Source organism: Joostella sp. CR20 (assembly GCF_038433465.1).
Classification (GTDB): domain Bacteria; phylum Bacteroidota; class Bacteroidia; order Flavobacteriales; family Flavobacteriaceae; genus Galbibacter.
The window spans coordinates 190,990-209,230 of sequence record NZ_JAESVF010000003.1; the positions used below are offsets into that span (position 1 = coordinate 190,990).

20 protein-coding genes are annotated in these 18,241 nt (G+C 35.2%); 11 read left to right on the top strand and 9 right to left on the bottom strand.

Translation table 11 applies throughout. From position 1 onward, the window contains the following. Positions 1-80 precede the first annotated feature (80 nt). From JMA43_RS06660 to JMA43_RS06670, 3 genes are all read left to right on the top strand, one after another. Positions 81-377 (top strand): hypothetical protein, encoded by a 297-nt coding sequence (locus JMA43_RS06660; protein WP_342155693.1) that lies wholly within the window; start codon positions 81-83, stop codon positions 375-377. Positions 378-641: 264 nt separating this feature from the next. Next, positions 642-2,150 (top strand): M20 family metallopeptidase, encoded by a 1,509-nt coding sequence (locus JMA43_RS06665; RefSeq protein WP_342155694.1) that lies wholly within the window; start codon positions 642-644, stop codon positions 2,148-2,150. Between the two features lie 55 nt (positions 2,151-2,205). Further along, the gene (locus tag JMA43_RS06670; protein WP_342155695.1) at positions 2,206-3,081 is read left to right on the top strand and encodes an alpha/beta hydrolase; all 876 of its coding nucleotides are present in this window, start codon (positions 2,206-2,208) and stop codon (positions 3,079-3,081) included. A 280-nt stretch (positions 3,082-3,361) separates the two neighbouring features. On the opposite strand, the gene JMA43_RS06675 is transcribed toward JMA43_RS06670, so the two are convergent. The 4 genes from JMA43_RS06675 to JMA43_RS06690 all read right to left on the bottom strand — a co-directional run bounded on the left by JMA43_RS06675 (position 3,362) and on the right by JMA43_RS06690 (position 7,455). Continuing rightward, a complete protein-coding gene (locus JMA43_RS06675) occupies positions 3,362-4,834 on the bottom strand; it encodes a magnesium chelatase (RefSeq protein WP_342155696.1) in 1,473 nt (490 codons plus the stop codon). Positions 4,835-4,874: 40 nt separating this feature from the next. Next, positions 4,875-6,011, bottom strand: a complete 1,137-nt coding sequence (locus JMA43_RS06680) for a vWA domain-containing protein (RefSeq protein WP_342155697.1) — start codon at positions 6,009-6,011, stop codon at positions 4,875-4,877. A gap of 96 nt (positions 6,012-6,107) precedes the next feature. Continuing rightward, positions 6,108-6,938: a tetratricopeptide repeat protein gene (locus JMA43_RS06685; protein ID WP_342155698.1), complete on the bottom strand. Its 831-nt coding sequence runs from the start codon at positions 6,936-6,938 to the stop codon at positions 6,108-6,110. After that, a complete protein-coding gene (locus tag JMA43_RS06690; RefSeq protein ID WP_342155700.1) occupies positions 6,910-7,455 on the bottom strand; it encodes a hypothetical protein in 546 nt (181 codons plus the stop codon). Before JMA43_RS06690 ends, JMA43_RS06685 begins: the two co-directional genes overlap by 29 nt. 104 nt (positions 7,456-7,559) lie before the next feature. On the opposite strand from JMA43_RS06690, the gene JMA43_RS06695 reads away from it, so the two are divergent. Next, positions 7,560-7,706, top strand: coding sequence for a hypothetical protein (locus JMA43_RS06695; protein ID WP_342155701.1), 147 nt, complete (start codon positions 7,560-7,562; stop codon positions 7,704-7,706). Positions 7,707-7,832: 126 nt separating this feature from the next. Here the strand turns inward: JMA43_RS06695 and JMA43_RS06700 are convergent, their stop codons facing one another. Genes JMA43_RS06700 through JMA43_RS06715 form a run of 4 tightly spaced genes read right to left on the bottom strand, consistent with a single transcriptional unit; the run spans position 7,833 to position 10,589 of the window. Further along, positions 7,833-8,588 (bottom strand): LytR/AlgR family response regulator transcription factor, encoded by a 756-nt coding sequence (locus JMA43_RS06700; protein ID WP_342155702.1) that lies wholly within the window; start codon positions 8,586-8,588, stop codon positions 7,833-7,835. A gap of 9 nt (positions 8,589-8,597) precedes the next feature. Continuing rightward, on the bottom strand, positions 8,598-8,927 hold the full coding sequence (locus JMA43_RS06705; RefSeq protein ID WP_342155703.1) for a 2TM domain-containing protein: 330 nt from the start codon (positions 8,925-8,927) through the stop codon (positions 8,598-8,600). Positions 8,928-8,939: 12 nt separating this feature from the next. Then, positions 8,940-9,251 carry a 2TM domain-containing protein gene (locus tag JMA43_RS06710; RefSeq protein WP_342155704.1) on the bottom strand — a complete coding sequence of 104 codons (312 nt, stop codon included), beginning with the start codon at positions 9,249-9,251 and terminating at the stop codon, positions 8,940-8,942. A gap of 9 nt (positions 9,252-9,260) precedes the next feature. Beyond that, positions 9,261-10,589, bottom strand: a complete 1,329-nt coding sequence (locus JMA43_RS06715; RefSeq protein WP_342155705.1) for a 2TM domain-containing protein — start codon at positions 10,587-10,589, stop codon at positions 9,261-9,263. 384 nt (positions 10,590-10,973) lie between these two features. On the opposite strand from JMA43_RS06715, the gene JMA43_RS06720 reads away from it, so the two are divergent. The 3 genes from JMA43_RS06720 to JMA43_RS06730 are packed head-to-tail and all read left to right on the top strand — an operon-like array spanning position 10,974 to position 12,980. Next, entirely contained in the window at positions 10,974-12,035 is a 1,062-nt protein-coding gene (locus JMA43_RS06720; RefSeq protein WP_342155706.1) for a S66 peptidase family protein, read from the top strand. Between the two features lie 58 nt (positions 12,036-12,093). Beyond that, the gene (locus JMA43_RS06725; protein WP_342155708.1) at positions 12,094-12,594 is read left to right on the top strand and encodes a GNAT family N-acetyltransferase; all 501 of its coding nucleotides are present in this window, start codon (positions 12,094-12,096) and stop codon (positions 12,592-12,594) included. Continuing rightward, positions 12,594-12,980 carry a gamma-glutamylcyclotransferase family protein gene (locus JMA43_RS06730; protein ID WP_342155709.1) on the top strand — a complete coding sequence of 129 codons (387 nt, stop codon included), beginning with the start codon at positions 12,594-12,596 and terminating at the stop codon, positions 12,978-12,980. Before JMA43_RS06725 ends, JMA43_RS06730 begins: the two co-directional genes overlap by 1 nt. A 1-nt stretch (position 12,981) precedes the next feature. On the opposite strand, the gene recQ is transcribed toward JMA43_RS06730, so the two are convergent. Then, complete coding sequence (gene recQ, locus JMA43_RS06735; protein WP_342155711.1) at positions 12,982-15,183, bottom strand: DNA helicase RecQ; 2,202 nt, start codon at positions 15,181-15,183, stop codon at positions 12,982-12,984. 85 nt (positions 15,184-15,268) lie between these two features. Between recQ and JMA43_RS06740 the strand changes: the two genes are divergently transcribed. The 4 genes from JMA43_RS06740 (at position 15,269) to lptB (ending at position 18,234) form a co-directional block, all read left to right on the top strand. Continuing rightward, positions 15,269-16,234 (top strand): KpsF/GutQ family sugar-phosphate isomerase, encoded by a 966-nt coding sequence (locus JMA43_RS06740; protein WP_342155712.1) that lies wholly within the window; start codon positions 15,269-15,271, stop codon positions 16,232-16,234. After that, positions 16,234-17,079: a twin-arginine translocase subunit TatC gene (gene tatC / locus JMA43_RS06745; RefSeq protein ID WP_342155713.1), complete on the top strand. Its 846-nt coding sequence runs from the start codon at positions 16,234-16,236 to the stop codon at positions 17,077-17,079. The genes JMA43_RS06740 and tatC overlap by 1 nt, the downstream gene beginning before the upstream one ends. Continuing rightward, positions 17,072-17,422 carry a carboxymuconolactone decarboxylase family protein gene (locus tag JMA43_RS06750; RefSeq protein WP_342155715.1) on the top strand — a complete coding sequence of 117 codons (351 nt, stop codon included), beginning with the start codon at positions 17,072-17,074 and terminating at the stop codon, positions 17,420-17,422. Before tatC ends, JMA43_RS06750 begins: the two co-directional genes overlap by 8 nt. A gap of 71 nt (positions 17,423-17,493) precedes the next feature. Continuing rightward, positions 17,494-18,234 (top strand): LPS export ABC transporter ATP-binding protein, encoded by a 741-nt coding sequence (gene lptB / locus JMA43_RS06755; protein ID WP_342155716.1) that lies wholly within the window; start codon positions 17,494-17,496, stop codon positions 18,232-18,234. Positions 18,235-18,241 lie beyond the last annotated feature (7 nt).

Sequence of the window (18,241 nt, forward strand, 5' to 3'; positions counted from 1 at the left end):
ATTATTTCATTATTAAAAAGTAATGGTACAATTGTAGCACTATTCACTACAAATAAGTAAAACCATAAAATTTTAATATCATGAAAAAAGTAGTATTAGTAGCAGCAATGGCTTTAGGAAGTTTAACTGCATTTGCAACAACACCAGTAACAGCAAACAACGATGTAGCTGTTGTAACACTTCAAGATGATTATAAAGAAATTGCGGTGAGTGAAATTCCAACTGCAGTTCAAGAATCGCTACAAGCGGATTATGCTGGAGCAACCATTACCAAAGCATATGTAAACGATGAAAAAACCTATAAATTGGAAGTAACCATGGGTGATCAATCGGGAATTCTATTTGCAAACGAAAATGGAGAATGGGTTGAACAATAGTCAATCTCAACATACATAAATAGATGTTTTAGGTACATCTAAGATGCCTTCTTGCACATTTCGAGAAGGCATCTTTTTAGTTTAAATCCCTTTAGCTTATTTATAGTTTAGAAATAAAGCGCTACTTTTGAGTCAATAAATAATCAAATTGATATTTTATTTCTACACCCTGCAAACCTTGAAAAAATTTAAACATTTAACGGAAAAATATTTCTATAAAACAATATTTTATCAATATCTTGTTTTCAAACTTTAGCAGATCTTATGCCACAAAAAAATAGCGTTTTAAGTCACTTTATCTTACTTATTTTAGCCCTTCAAGTTACGTATTCGCAAAATTCAACTAGCATAAATCCTTCTTCGGAATTAGGTATTCCTTCCGATAGTAATATTGAAAATTATTTGAGTCGATATATTCAGTTTGAATCTATAAGCGGACACGAAAAAGAAGCCGGTGAATGGTTGAAGAACATTTGTATTGAAAACGGATTGCACATTCAGCAAATGGGAAATGAAGATGCTCAGTACAATTTTACTGCTTCAATTTATCCGCTTTCAAGCAATTTACCCAACATTGTGCTTTTAAACCATATCGACGTTGTTCCTGCTGGAGACCTAGAAAAATGGGTATATCCACCTTTTTCAGGAGAAATTACAGATACCGAAATATGGGGACGAGGAGCTTGGGATAATAAAGGAAATGGAATAATGCATTTGTTTAGCGTCATCGAAATTTTCAAGAAATACAAAGACCAACAACTGCCTTTCAACGTTACTTTTCTTCCTGTTTCTTGTGAAGAAACGCAATGTACTGGAGGTGCCGAGTATGTAATTGCAAATCATTTAAAAGAACTCAATCCTGCAGTAGTTATTGGTGAAGGTCCTCCTGCTATTAAAGGTGCTATTCAAACCAATCCAGACAAAGCTGTTTTTCCAATTTCAGTAGCGCACAAGAGGTCGTTATGGTTGAAACTAACTCTCAAAATAAACTCATCGGCTCATGGTTCGGTAACGCCACTTCGCTACGCAAACCGAGAAATGGTGGAAGCTTTAGACAATCTTTTAGGTAAAAAACAAAAGGCCATTTACAACGATTTAAATATTAAAATGCTGAAAGATATTGGAAAGCTCGAAAAAGGACTTACTGGTTTTGCCATGCGTCATCCAAAGCTTTTCAAAATGTTTATCACACCTAAACTGAGGGAACAACCAGAATTGTTTTCGGTTTTTTCAAATACAATCACGCTAACGAGTATCGACAGTAATAATGATGTGGTAAATGTAATTCCTACGGAAGCAACTGCTCTGTTGGATTGCCGACTCTTACCTGATGCTTCAAAAGAAGAATTTCTTGCCGATGTCAAAAAGCGATTAAAAAACGACGATATTGAAATTTCTATTATTCATTCGCAACCAGAAATGAAATCGTCGGATGATAAAAGTACGTATTACCAAAGTTTAAAAACTGCCATCGAGCAAAACTACCCCGATACCGATGTTATTACAATTATACTCCCAAACACAAGCGACGCTGGAGTTTTTAGAGCAAAAGGAATTACGACTTTTACCGCTACTCCTATCAGTTTAGATATGAGCTACCTCGATAACATCCATAGTGAAAACGAACGAATTCCAAGAGGAGTTCTTGTTGAGGGTAAAAACACTTATGTGAAATTTATTGAAGATTGTATTTTACGAGCAACTTCTGATGAAAGTCAGGAAAAAAAGAAATTTTTAATTTTTAATTTGAATAATAAATCTGATGCCAACTAATATTTTAAGAAGCCTTTTTTGTCTATTTGTTATACTTCCTTTTTGTGTCCAAAACATGATTTCACAAGAAAAAATTATTCCACTTTACGAAGCTGAAACTCCAAACAGTATTCCTTCCGAAGAAAAAGAAATTCACGATCAGAGCGAAATTTTACGCATTTCTAATGTTCAAAATCCAACATTAGAAGCTTTTCTACCAAGTAAAAGAAATGCTAACGGAAGGTCTGTAATTATACTTCCTGGAGGTGGTTACCAAAGACTTGCATACGATTGGGAAGGTACCGAAATTGCACAATGGTTTAATTCGAAAGGTGTTACCGCTTTTGTTTTAAAATACCGACTACCAGTAGGCAGTGGCGTTATTAATAAAACTGAAGTTCCACTACAAGATGCTATTCGTGCGGTACAAATTATTCGAAAAAATGCTACTGAATGGGGATTGAATTCAGATGAAATTGGAGTGATGGGATTTTCTGCAGGCGGACACTTGGCGTCTACTCTCGGGACACATTTTAACACCGATACAAAGATTCCTAATGATCCTTACAAAACGATAAGTGCACGTCCCGACTTTTTAATTTTGATGTACCCAGTTGTAACCATGAATGAGAGATATACGCATATGGGGTCTCGTATTTCTTTATTGGGAGAAAATCCTTCGGAAGCACTCGTAAAAGAATATTCAAACGAACTACAAGTAACACCGCAAACACCACCTACTTTTATTGTGCATAGCGCCGATGATGGTGCCGTACCAGTGGAAAACAGTTTAGATTTTTACAGAGCGTTAAAAGAAAATAAGGTTCCTGCTGAAATGCATTTATACCCAATTGGTGGTCATGGATTCGGATTAGGACTTGAGCATCCACACTTAAAAACTTGGCCAGATAGATTGGCGGAGTGGTTGTTATTTTTAGATGAAAACAAATAAAAACTGAGACTTTTTCTAAGTTTAATTTTTTGTCAACCTGAACTCGATTCAGGTTCACACTAGCATGATGAGATTCTGAATCAAGTTCAGAATGACGTTTTTACTATTTTTCTTTTTTGCTTATGGCTTATCGCCTATTGCCTTCTGTCTTCGGGCTTTTTAATAGGTCGTTTTCAGTAAAAAATAATCTCATCATATGAACCTAGGACTTATGATGAGATTATAAAATGAATCTAGAATGACTTTTTAAAATATTTTTAGACAGCTTCAGAATTTTTAATTATAAACCATTGATATAACTTCCGTAGGGATCTCTAAACTGATAACCTTCTGTAAATCGGTGTTTACTCAACTTTTTATAAGCTACCAACCCCCAAAGAACTAGCTCTTTAAAAAAGTAACTATCTTCTTCACTTACCGTCGGCTGATGCTTTTTCAATAAGGTTTCTAAAGGCGTAATTTCTTTTAACTGAGTTTTATAGTATTCATTTGTGGCATCGTCTAACAACTCAAAACCACTTCCTTCAAAAAACCAAGTAACTATTTCATCATAAGGACTCGGCGTATTAGGACGCTCCAACTTCTCTATTTTAGGGAAATATGTTGGAAATATTGTTTTAATAGCATCAGAAATTAATTGCTGTGCAACAAAACCTGCTCCCTCCTGCTCGCCTTCATAAACCAATTCTACTTTTCCTGTAATTGCAGGAATTACTCCCATAAAATCGCTTAATCGTATACTCGTCTGTTCTTCATTATTGCGTAACATTCTACGCTCGGCAGTACTCATTAAATTTTCAAAAGCAGAGATACTTAAACGCGCACTAATTCCACTTTTACTGTCGATGTACTCACTGTTACGAGCTTCAAATCCTATTTGCTCTAAAACATCATACACTAATGACGGAACGTAAATCGACTCTTTTTGAGTTGCTTCTAACTTTGCTTCTTGTTGCGTAATTTTTTTAGCAATCTCAATACTTTCAGGATAATGTGTTAAAATCTGAGAACCGATTCTATCTTTTAAAGGCGTAACAATACTTCCACGATTGGTGTAATCTTCTGGGTTTGCTGTAAATATAAACTGAAGATCCAACGGAAGTCTCAGTTTAAATCCTCGAATTTGAATATCGCCTTCCTGAAGAATATTAAACAATGCTACTTGAATTCTCGCTTGTAAATCGGGTAATTCATTGATTACAAAAATACTTCTATTGGCACGCGGAATCATTCCGTAGTGAATCACGCGATCATCGGCATACGACAATTTTAGGTTGGCCGCTTTTATAGGATCTACATCACCTATCAAATCGGCTACTGTAACATCGGGTGTAGCGAGTTTTTCATAGAAGCGCTCGCTTCGATGGATCCAAACAATTCGAGTATCATCAGCGTGTTCTTCAATTGCTTTTTTTGCAAATCGTGAAATTGGATTCAACGGATCGTCGTTAATTTCAGAACCTTTTACAGCTGGAATCCACTCGTCAAGTAAATCGACCATCTGTCTTGCCAAACGTGTTTTTGCTTGTCCTCGAAGTCCTAACAAATTGATATTATGTCGCGACAAAATAGCACGCTCTAACTCTGGAATAACAGTGTTTTCATACCCATGAATTCCTGTAAAAGTAGGTTCTCCACTTTTTATTTTCTTGATAAGATTATCTCGTAACTCATCTTTTATATGTTTTGACTTATATCCAGAGGCAACTAATGTTCCTAAAGTTTTTATTTTTTGTATTTCTTTATCTTTCATGCTGTGTTATATCTTTTTTATACTGAATTCATTTAAAAAATTAACGAATTCGTTTTTTTCGATTGGCTTCATAATCTTCAAAAATCATTTCTCCAAGCCCTTGCAACCCTGTAAAAAAGGCTTTCCCCTTATTGGCTTCAGTAAAATGACGAATAAATTGCATCAAATAAGGATCTTGAGCAATCATAAAAGTGGTAATCGGGATGTTGAGTTTACGTGCCTGCCGTGCCATGCTGTAACATTTGTCGACTATATAGGTGTCCAAACCAACACTATTCATATAATAATCGCCATTAGATTGGCGGATGCAACTTGGCTTCCCATCGGTTATCATAAAAATTTGTTTGTTGGCATTTCGCTTTCGGCGTAAAATATCCATCGCCAATTGTAAACCAGCTACGGTATTTGTGTGGTAAGGACCGACTTTTAGATATGGTAAATCTTTAATAGAAATTGGCCAAGCATCGTTACCAAAAACAATAATATCGAGTGTGTCTTTTGGGTATCGAGTAGTGATAAGTTCTGCCAATGCCATGGCTACTTTTTTAGCAGGAGTAATGCGGTCTTCCCCGTATAAAATCATACTATGACTGATGTCAATCATAAGTACGGTGCTCATCTGCGCTTTGTAATGCGTTTCTTCAACAATTAAATCACTTTCATTTAAAGAAAAATGATCGAGACCGTTGTTTATTTGCGCATTTTTCATGCTTTCGGTCATTGAGATACGCTCGAGTGCATCACCAAATTGATACGCTCTAAAATCGCCCGTATGCTCATCGCCTCTTCCCGAGTGTTTGGTACGATGATTTCCACTCGTGCTTTTTTTCAGTTTTCCAAAAATTTGGTCGAGTGCATGTTTCCGAATCAATTGTTCGGTTTTTGCAGTAATGGAAAATTTGCCTTCCCCTTGCCCTCCATCACCATTTTCTGGGTCGATTTCCTCCTGAATAAACCCTTTTCGTTTTAAGTCTTCTATAAAATCGTCAATGGTATACTCATCGTCGGTAAGTTGGTATTCGGTATCGAGTTCTCGAAGCCAATCGATTGCTTCATTAAAATCTCCAGAAGTATGCGTAATGAGCTCTTTAAAGATTTCGAAGAGTTTTTCGAAAGGAGATTGCTCGGGAGCTTCATATTTTGTAAATATAAATCCTTGTCTTTTACGTGTTTTCATAGCTTTATAAAAGTAAGGATTTTTGAGGGAAAATAGCTTATTTCAAGCTATAAGAAGTGTTATAATTTTAATAAAATTTCTCAGAAAAATTTAGCCTCACAAGAGTTCAGCCTTCAAGCTCTCTAGCTGTTGAGGATATATTTGTCTAATTTCTTCAACATAATCTCTATATCTAAAAATTCCTGATTTATAATCGGCTATTGCCTTTTCAACGTGTTTCAATGCAGTAGTCTTATCTCCCAATTTATAATTCAGCAACGCTAAATAATAATTTGCATCGGCGCTTTGCTCTCGATTGTATTTGAGCATCTTTTTAAAATTCACTTCAGCATCCTGTAAGTTTCCTAATTCATATTGAGCAATTCCTAAATAAAGAAAAGCTGACGGTTCTATCCAATCTTCAGTTAAAGTTTCCAATTCAGTATTAATATGCTTTTCAAAAAACACTATGGCATTTGCATAATCTTCAAGTCCAATATACGCTATTCCTCTCCAATAATTAACACTATGCCCCTGTGGAGCATCGACAAAATTTGGAGTTAAAATATCACTCGCATTGAAATCTTTAATTGCTCTTTTAAAATCTCGATAAAAATACAAGTACAAATAGCCACGCATGGGTTGCCAAACTTTTGGGTTGCAGGCAACAGCATTATCAAACAAAGGTTTCCATTCGAACGCCATTCCTCTTTTTAAATAGGGAACTGATTTTTCTCTAACAGCATCGCAATGCAGAGAGTCTAGTGCTATAATTTCATCAAAAAGTGTTTGTGATGCAGGACTTCCTTGGTATGTATTATTAGCTTCCCACTTTTCTTTTGCTAATTCTTTTCGTTCTTCAGTAGATAAATTATTAAAATCTGAAGTAGTGCAACTCAAAGAAATTATAAATAATCCGCTAAGGCAAAATTTCAACAATCTCTCCATTTTCAATATTATAAATTAAATACATATAGTAATTGGCATTTTCGAGATACAAATCCCAATTTTCAGACGAATGCGTAAGCTTTATCAATTGCTCAACCATTTCATCTGCCAAATCAATTCTTTCAAACTCCAAATTCAATTCATTTACTTCCATATCTCCTATTTCTCCATTACAATTAATATGAAATCGAAGATTTAGGTAGCCAGTATCGGGATATTCATTATTTTGATATTTTGAAAGAATTTTTTGTTTAAAACTATATTTACTGCCTTTATAGATTTTTGGAGCAGAACTAGAGTAAGTCCCTACGATACCTGCATCCTCACATAGCTCAAAAGAATCATTTATAATTGTAGATTCAGCATCAATATGTCCAACATGATAAGGATATTTATCACTATTGACGTTATACCTACCTTCATATTTATAATACAAATACCCAAGACCTGTGCTCATTAAAATTACAATCAGCAAAGCTATCAGTCCGATTATCTTTATTATTTTTCGATTATTCATAGAAAAACAGTAATAAATTACAGACGAAAAGCTACAAAAAATATTTTAATGCTGATAAAAGATTATTTAAACCTCTGTACAATATAAATGTCAACATAAAGTAAATGCAACCACCTGCATTTCAGTTATTTAATAATAATTTCATTTTTGTCTTTACACAAAAACGAAACAAACCTGCCTGCGGAAGGCAGGAAAGTCAAGACGGATTTAAAAAGCATAAGAAAATCTACGGAAACAACCGCCACAGATAAAAAGAACTCGCTACTCTCAAACAGCTTTTTATCTATCAACCCACACCGCTTCCTTGATTCTCGATGCTTTTTAAATAGGTCATATTTATTACATATCCATCATTCTTATGTAGCACTCACGTTATTTTAACTCAACCAATCCTTAAAATCTTTTACGCGTTCTCTGCTTACAATAATTTCTTGGGCATCAAATTGGTTAAGTTTTACCTGTAAACGCGCGTTTGAATAATTTATAATGTCTTTTACGGCATCGATATGAATACAGAATTTTCGGCTCACTCTAAAGAATTTTTCTGGAGGAAGTTCGTCTTGCAAAGCTTCTAAAGTAGTGTCGAGTAAGTAACTTCGGTTTTGATTGGTGTGTAGGTAAGTACCTTTATTTTCACTGTAAAAGCACACCACTTCATCTACAGGAATTAACTTTAAGTGTTGCCCTACTTTTACTGTGAAACGCTTTCTATACGTGCGCTCGATTGGGTTAACCAATAACTTTTTAATATCTTCAAAATTGAGTTGCACATCGGATTTTACAGGTTGGAAATTTTGATATTTTGTTACAGCTTGCTTCAACTCATCTTCGTCAATAGGCTTTAAAAGATAATCAATACTGTTGAGCTTAAAAGCTTGAAGCGCATACTCATCGTATGCAGTTGTGAAAATAATAGCACTCGTAATGGTTACTTCATCAAATATTTCGAAAGAAAGTCCGTCGGACAATTGAATATCTAAAAATATAAGGTCTGGTTGCGGATTGTTTTTAAACCACAAAATAGCTTCGGCAACCGATTGTAACGTTGTTGCTACCTCAACATTTAATTTTTCAAGCATTCGCTGAAGTCGTCTTCCTGCGGGCGCTTCATCTTCAATAATAATTACGTTCATATGCTTTTTTTAACGGTTTCTTTTCAACCATTCTCTTTGTTGTTGTTCTTCCTTTTCTAGATATTTTTTAATTTGTTTTTCTTCCCAATTCCTAGAAAACACAAATCTGGTTCCGAAAACTCCCCACGCATGAAAAAACAATCCTATTCCCCAGAAAAACAGCGTTGAAAAGGTTCCTAAGTTCCAAAAATCGTGATTATTATAAGTCGACGAAATGTAACTATTTACTAAGATATACGTGTTTATAATGATAAAAATTGTGAGGTGCCAGTAAAATCCTTTTAAATTATCTACTCGTTTTTTGGCTATTTGATATTTTTCGTTTTCGCTTAATTCCATAATCTAACAAGTTTATTCCCAACGGGAGTATTGATTACTTTCGGTGTCTTTTTCCATAAATTCTTTAATTTTTCGCTCCTCCCAATTTTTAGAAAATGTAGGATTCCATCCAAAAACCTTTACAGCATTAAACACTATTCCGATTCCCCAAGGAATAACCGACCATAAAAACCACGGATAATTCCATCCGTCTAACCAGTAATTCACCCCTGCCAAAAATGCATTTATCAAAACATAAGCAGTAAGTCCGTTATAAAACTTTTTAAGTTCTTCAACACGCTCTTTCGCTCTGAGGTATTTATTTTGTTGTTCTAAATTTTCCATGGTTATCAATTAAATATCTTTCTCCATAAATTCTCTAATTTTTCGCTCTTCCCAGCGTTTTCCCCATAGCGGATTAAACCCGAAAGCTTCCATCGCATGAATTAAGAGTCCGAAACCCCACCCCATTGCAGGAAAAATCACCCACGGAAAACTGGTTGTTCGGTAGTTGAGCCATCCTAAAAATGGAATGATAATTACATATGCGATAAGGTTTCCGTAAAAACCTTTGATGGCATTTACACGCTCTTTTGCGCGACTGTATCTTTTATCTTGTATGTATGATTCTTGTGTTGTCATTGTTGCTATTTGTTTTGTTAACATTGGTATTTTCACGATAAAAAAGCGATTGTCTTTTGCTATTTCAACAGGGCGAGATGTCAATAAATAATATCGTTGCTGAATATTTGTTAAGCCTACACCACTACTGTGTTTCAATACCGATTTTGGTTGTAAATTATTGGTAATTACTAAATAATTATTTTCTTCTGAAATAGAAATCTCTAAAGGTTTGCTTGGCGTAACTTGATTGTGTTTTACCGCATTTTCCAACAATAATTGTAGCGAAAGCGGAACAACCTTGGCATCGCTTTGTAATAACGCATCCGACACCTTAAATACAATGCTGTCTTCAAAACGCATCCGCAGTAAACTAATGTAGGTTTGCGCAAACCGAATTTCTTCTTCTACCGTAACCAATTCTTTATTTTTCTGTTCCAAAACATATCGATACACCTTGGATAAAGAAGTGGTAAACTTTTGGGCACTCTGCGGGTCTTCTTCTATTAAACTTGTTAAAACATTTAAACTGTTAAACAAAAAATGTGGGTCTAACTGATTTTTCAAAGCATCAAACTGCGCCGTAGCACGACCTGCAATTACTTTCTGCTCTTTTACTTTTGTTTCTTGGTTTGTTTTATAAAAAAAGAAAGCCACAAAAAGTACCGAAATTATAATGGTGATTATCAATGGAGCTAAATAATTTGCAATGTCTTGCATGGTTAATGAAACTGTAAACGATACATCATACTTCAGCATCAAGATTACAGAATTCAATATAAAAACCGATACTAATGTGATAAGCAAGGTGCCTAAAACAAATCGCCAAACAATCGAGAATGAGTTGATTTTTTTACCAAATTTTTTAAACAAAAACCGAATGTAATTGGCGTTAACAAAGTATAAAACAATACTATACAGCTGGTTTATAAAAAAATTCGTGACCAAATTTTTATCGAACACTAATTCATTTCCGTAGGCAAACGACACTATTTTAATGATTAAAAAGATAACCATTCCCAAAAGAAATGCGCGTCCAAAATCTTTAATTATAAGTTTCACTTGTTGTAATTTGTTTTATACTTTTTGTTCTTCTGAAAACTTAAAGTTACTTAAAAGCTTTGTAAGTTTCCGTTTTTCTTTAATTCTGAATAATCTTACTAATTCCTCATATGGCTTCATTTTAAAGTTGACTGTTTCGTTTTTTGATGATTGATGAATTCTTTAAAAACCCTAAGCGAGCATATTAAAAAAGAATTGTAAAATGAAAAAAAGTAATTGTATCATAATGCTGTTTTGGTTTTACAAGGTCAAAGTTGTAATAAGTTGAAGCCTTTACAAAAAAGAACATTCCGAATTGTAGGATTTTATAGATGAATTGTAAAAACACACGACGAACCAAAAAAAATAAGTAGTTTTGAAATTATAATTTACGAGTTAAAAGGTATGAATCGAAGAAAATTTATCAGACGTAGTGCACAAGTTTCGGCTTTGGCAGTAACCCCAATAGGAAGTGTTTTTGCACAAAATAACACCATACAACCACAAGAAGAAAACAATCATATTCTTCCGAAGCATCTTAAAAAAGGAGCTAAAGTAGGACTTATTGCTCCTGGTTACGCACTGTCTGATAAAGCATTACAAAATGCCATTACCAATGTAAAAGCAATGGGGTTTGAACCTGTATACACCTCTCGTATTTCGGGGAATTATGGTTATTTTAGTAATACCGACAAAGCCCGTGTGGAAGACATTCACGAAATGTTTCTCAATCCAGAAATCGATGCTATATTTTGTGCGCGTGGTGGCTACGGATGTACACGTATTTTAAAAGATATTAACTTCGATTACATTCAGCAAAATCCAAAAATCATCCTCGGGTTTAGCGATATTACAGCGCTTTTAAATAGCATTTACCAAAAAACAGGTATTGTAACATTTCACGGCCCAGTTGGAACAACGCTCAACAACGATTTCAACAAACTTGAAACCTCTCGTATTTTAGAAAATCCGTCTAATAAAATTATCGTAACTACTGAAAAGTTTTCTGCGAGTACTACGCAATCCGATTCTACTTTCGAGAATTATGTAATTACTCCAGGAACTGCAACAGGCCGACTTGTTGGCGGAAACCTCTCGCTACTTTCAGCAATGACAGGTACCGATTTTGATGTAGATTATACCGATAAGATTGTTTTTATTGAAGAAATTGACGAAGATCCGTATCGTGTAGATCGAATGTTAACACAACTACTCAATTCTAAAACCATGAAATACGCCAAAGGGATTGTACTTGGGGTATTTAAAGGATGCGACGATCCAAAACGTTCCAATTCTTTTTCTTTAAAAGAAGTTATTTTAGACCGAATTAAAACCCTAAATATCCCTGCTGTTTACGGTTTCCCAATTGGGCATGTTGACCACAACATTACCTTGCCAGTTGGAATTGAAGCTCGACTCAATGCCGATACTTACAGTTTGGAACTTTTAGAAAATAGTGTTTCTTAATTACAAGTCAACAAGTTAAAACATTTTGATTCTTAGTATTTTATCATACCTTTAACGTATGATATTTACTACCCAAAGATTAACAATTCGCGCACTCACTTTAAGCGATCTCGACTTGTTTCATAAAATGCAAAACGACCAAGCAGTTATGAAATATGTGGGCGGTAAAACGTATTCTTTGGAAGAAAATAAAAAAGACCTCTTAAACATTTTAAAGTTTTATAAACTCCCAAAAAACGACTTTTGGGTATGGGCAATTACACTCAGTGCTACCGAACAATTTATAGGAACTATTGCTTTGGTGCGCAATGAAAAAGATGAGTACGAAATTGGTTACCGACTTCTAAAAGAACACTGGCGACAAGGCTACGGAAAAGAAGTTACCAACGGACTTATTAAGTATGCTTTTGAGGTGAAAAAAATTAAAGAGATTGTTGCTTATGTGGACAAAGAGAATGTTACTTCGGTTCGTATTTTAGACTCTACTTTTAATTTTATCAAGGAATTTTATAACGAAGAAGACAATTGTATTGATCGTTATTACAAACTATCCAACTGATGTATTTTTTTGTTTACGGAACCTTAAGGAAAAAGTCAAACAATCCTATTGCAAAAAAACTACATGCAAATAGTGTTTATATCGGTAAAGGAAATACACCTGGAAGGCTTTATAATTTAGGAAATTTCCCTGGTGCGGTTTTCGAAACCACTTCAAAGAATTTAATTTACGGCGATGTTTTTAAAGTTGAAACTACCAACAAACAGTTAGAAAAACTTCTAGACGATTATGAAGGAATCGACGACCCAAGTTTTAATTATTACAAAAAAACAACGGCTCTCATTCAAGTTGGTACCACTCAAATAAAAGCCGTTGTTTATCATTTAATCATCGCTACAGATAGTTTTCAACTGATCGAAAGCGGAGATTACAATTCTTTTTTATAGCTTAATTCGCTACATCGCTAATAAATTTAATACGATACAAACGAATTTCATCGTCTTCATATTCGCCATCAAATTCTTCCATGGCATTTGAAATTTTATCATCTTCGGCCTCCAAAAAGTAATCGTGTAACTCTTCTTGTTGGTCTTCGTCTAAAATTTCATTAATCCAATAATCCAAATTAAGCTTGGTTCCCATATAAACAATCTGTTCCATTTCTTTAATCAGATCGTCCATTTTTAAACCTTTTGAAGCAGCAATATCATCCAACGGAAGTTTGCGGTCTATGTTTTGAATAACGTATAATTTCAATCCAGAGTTAGCACCCGTGGTTTTAACCACCATGTCATCTGGACGAATAATATCATTTTCATCCACATATTTTGCAATCATTTGTACAAATGGCTTCCCATATTTTTTAGCTTTTCCATCGCCAACGCCATGGATATTGCTCATTTCTTCCAAACTTACAGGATACTTTAAAGCCATATCTTCTAAAGATGGATCTTGGAAAATTACAAACGGCGGAACTTCAAGTTTCTTTGCTTGTTGCTTTCTTAAATCTTTCAGCATTTTAAGCAATGTCTCATCGGCTACGGCACCACCACTTTTTCCTGCTGTAACAATAGCATCGTCGGTAGTCTCGTCGTAGGTATGGTCTTCTGTCATTAAAAAAGAAGTCGGATTTTTGATAAATTCATCTCCTTTTTCATTTACGTGTAACACTCCGTATTGCTCAATTTCTTTACGCAACATTCCTGTTACCAACACTTGCCTGATGAGTGCCATCCAGTAGGATGCATCGTGCTCTTTTCCGCAGCCAAAAAACGGACGCTCATCGGTTTTATGCGACTTAATAAGGGCATTAACTTTTCCTACAAGCGTATTTACAATCTCTTTGCCTTTGTACTTTTCTTTGGTATCTTTAATTACTTTCAAAAGTTTTACAACATCTTCTTTGGCTTCGTGCTTTTTCTTCGGATGACGAATGTTATCATCCATTTCGGCACCTTCACCATTTACTTCGTCAAATTCTTCACCAAAATAATGAAGGATAAATTTTCTTCTAGACATTGAAGTTTCGGCGTAAGCTACCATATCTTGTAACAACGCATGGCCAATTTCTTGCTCTGCTACAGGTTTCCCGCTCATAAACTTCTCTAGTTTTTCTATATCTTTATAAGAATAGAATGCCAAACAGTGACCTTCGCCTCCATCACGACCAGCACGACCCGTTTCTTGGTAGTAACTCTCTATACTTTTCGGAATATCGTGATGAATTACAAAACGAACATCTGGCTTGTCAATTCCCATTCCAAAAGCGATGGTAGCCACCACAATATCAACATCTTCCATCAAAAACATATCTTGATGTTTGGCGCGTGTTTTGGCATCGAGCCCAGCGTGGTATGGAACTGCCTTTAAACCATTTACCTGAAGCGTTTGCGCGAGTTCTTCTACGCGCTTACGACTCAAACAATAAATAATTCCAGATTTACCTTCGTTCTGTTTTACAAAACGAATAATATCGGCATCTACATTTTTGGTTTTTGGGCGTACTTCGTAATATAAATTTGGTCTATTAAACGACGCTTTAAACACTTCCGCACTACTCACTCCAAGGTTTTTCAAGATATCTTCCTGAACTTTTGGCGTTGCAGTAGCAGTTAGCGCGATGATAGGAATATTATCTCCTAAACGTTGAATAATAGTTTTAATGTTTCGATACTCGGGCCTAAAATCGTGTCCCCATTCGGAAATACAATGGGCCTCATCTACGGCTACAAAAGATATTTTAACCGTTCTAAAAAACTCGACATATTCGTCTTTTGTAAGCGATTCTGGAGCGACATACAATAGTTTTGTAACTCCATTAGTTATGTCTTCCTTTACTTGTTTAACTTCCGTTTTATTGAGTGAAGAATTTAAAACGTGTGCAATACCATGGTTGGAAGAAATTCCTCTAATGGCATCCACTTGGTTTTTCATCAGTGCAATTAAGGGGGAAATTACGATGGCTGTACCATCTTTAACTAGCGCTGGTAATTGGTAGCAGAGGGACTTACCTCCACCAGTCGGCATTATCACAAACGTGTTATGATCATCTACAATGTTCTGTATTACCTTTTCTTGTAAACCTTTAAACTGACTAAATCCAAAATACTGTTTAAGCGCTGCCTGTAAGTCAATTTCAGCTGAACTCATCCTTTCGTTTTACTATTTTATATACATTTGCACTACTAAAGATACTATTAATCTTTAGTTATAACAAATTCTAAAAAATTAAAATTTGAATACTAAGAGTGTCATCAAAACCAATGCTATAAAGGTCATTGATAACGAGTGTAATGCCATCAAAAACCTTGCCCAATTTATTGACGATGAATTCGCTGACGCCGTAGAGTATATATACAATTCAAAAGGTAGAGTAATCGTTACAGGAGTTGGAAAAAGTGCCATTATTGCCACCAAAATTGTAGCCACTTTAAACTCCACAGGAACCCCTGCTGTTTTTATGCATGCAGGTGATGCCATCCATGGAGATTTAGGAACTATTTTGGAAGACGATGTGGTAATTTGTATTTCGAAGAGTGGAAATACTGCCGAAATTAAAGTGCTTGTTCCTTTCATTAAAGAAGGGCCAAATAAAATTATCGCCATCACTTCTAACAAAAAATCCTTCCTTGCTCAACAAGCAGATTTTATATTAAATGCACATGTAGAAAAAGAAGCTTGTCCGCACAATTTAGCGCCAACTACCAGTACCACAGCGCAAATGGTAATGGGAGATGCATTGGCAATTTGCCTGTTAGAACTTCGCGGATTTAGTAGTAAAGATTTTGCCAAATATCATCCTGGAGGTGCCCTTGGTAAAAAATTGTACTTGCGTGTAAAAGATATTGCCGCAGCAAATTTTAAACCTCAGGTTGATGCAGATGCCGACGTGCGAGATGTTATTGTTGAGATTTCTGAAAAATTAATGGGGGTAACAGCAGTGACAGAAAACAATAAAATTATTGGAATTGTAACTGATGGGGACATCCGTAGAATGCTGAGAAAATATGACAACATAAGCGGATTAAAAGCTATGGACATTATGTCAGTAAATCCGAAAACTGTCAATGCCGACATCTTAGCTGTTGATGCTTTGGATATTATGGACGAATTTGGTATCTCTCAATTATTAGTCGAAAAAAACAATCAATACTATGGAGTAATCCATATTCATGACCTAATTAAAGAAGGAATTTTATAATGACAAAACAAATTGGAACGGGTAACACCGACGAAATGTCTTTTCTAGACCATCTTGAAGAGCTTAGATGGCATTTAATACGAGCCACTTTTGGTGTTTTAATTATTGGAATTGTAGCCTTTATTGCCAAAGATTTTATTTTCGACACTATACTTTTCGGACCAAAGAAAGCCGATTTTCCTACATATCAGTTTTTTTGCAACATTTCTAAAGCTTTAGGAATGGACGAATCTTTTTGTGAAGGACCACAGTTTAGAATACAAAGTAGACAAATGGCTGGGCAGTTTTCTGCGCATATTTGGACATCTATTTGGGCTGGATTTATTATTGGATTTCCGTATATTTTATGGGAGCTTTGGCGATTTATAAGCCCTGGACTTTATGAAAAAGAACGCAAAAACTCGCGTGGATTTATTGTAATTGCTTCGTTTCTATTTTTCTTAGGAGTACTTTTTGGATACTATGTAATTTCTCCTTTATCGATAAATTTCTTAGCCAATTACCATGTAAGTGAAGAAGTTTTTAACGACATCGATTTATCATCGTATATTTCAACTATAAGAGCTTCAGTTATTTCATGCGGACTCATTTTTGAGCTTCCTATTTTAATGTATTTCCTTACCAAAATTGGTCTTGTAACTCCAGAATTCTTAAAAAAATATCGAAAAATAGCTATCGTAATCGTGCTTATTCTTTCCGCAGTAATAACTCCGCCAGATGTAGCAAGTCAAATTGTAGTAGCAATTCCGATTATAATTTTATACGAACTCAGTATTTATATTTCTAGAATTGTACTGAAAAGAGAAGAACGAAAACTAAAAAAAGAAAAAGCAAAAAATGGCTGATATAGTAGATGAATTTAATGCATACCGTTCGAAAATGAACGACCGCATTTTAGAGGATAACAACAAACTAATAAAACGTATTTTTAACCTCGACACCAACGCATACATGCCTGGAGCGCTCGATGTAAAAACCAAAGAATTGCTTGGATTGGTAGCTTCTGCGGTTTTGCGTTGCGACGATTGTATAAAATACCACCTCGAAACGAGCCACAAAGAAGGACTTACCAAAGAAGAAGTTGTTGAAGCGCTTGGGATTGCAACACTTGTGGGAGGTACAATTGTAATTCCGCACTTGCGAAAAGCCTACGAATTTTGGGACGCCTTAGAGCAGAAAAATTCCTAAACCTATATTAAACTGTACATCTATTACAACTAAAATATATATTTTTACGTACATAAAGCAAGCAACAATCTATGAAGCTAAGAGCTGAAAATATCATGAAGTCCTACAAAGGACGTAAAGTAGTTAAAGGAATTTCTTTGGAAGTTAACCGAGGAGAAATTGTGGGATTACTTGGTCCTAACGGAGCAGGAAAAACCACTTCTTTTTATATGATTGTTGGTCTTATTAAGCCTAACGGCGGAAAAATATTTTTAGACAGCCAAGAAATTACCAATTATCCAATGTACAAACGTGCGCAAAATGGAATTGGTTATTTGGCACAAGAAGCTTCTGTTTTTAGAAAATTAAGTATTGAAGACAATATTATGAGTGTGCTTCAGCTTACCAAACTTTCTAAAAAAGAGCAACAAATGAAAATGGAAGCCTTAATCGATGAGTTTAGTTTAGGACATATCAGAAAAAACCGAGGCGACTTACTTTCGGGGGGAGAGCGTAGACGTACCGAGATTGCGCGTGCACTTGCAACCGACCCAAGTTTTATTCTTTTAGATGAACCTTTTGCAGGAGTTGACCCTGTTGCGGTAGAAGATATTCAGCGAATTGTAGCTCAGCTTAAAAACAAGAATATCGGGATTTTAATTACCGACCACAACGTACAAGAAACCCTTGCAATTACCGAACGTTCGTACCTTATGTTTGAAGGAAACATCTTGAAAGCTGGAATTCCAGAAGAACTGGCTGCCGATGAGATGGTTAGAAAAGTGTATCTCGGACAAAACTTCGAGCTCAGAAAGAAAAAACTAGATTTTTAATCTACTT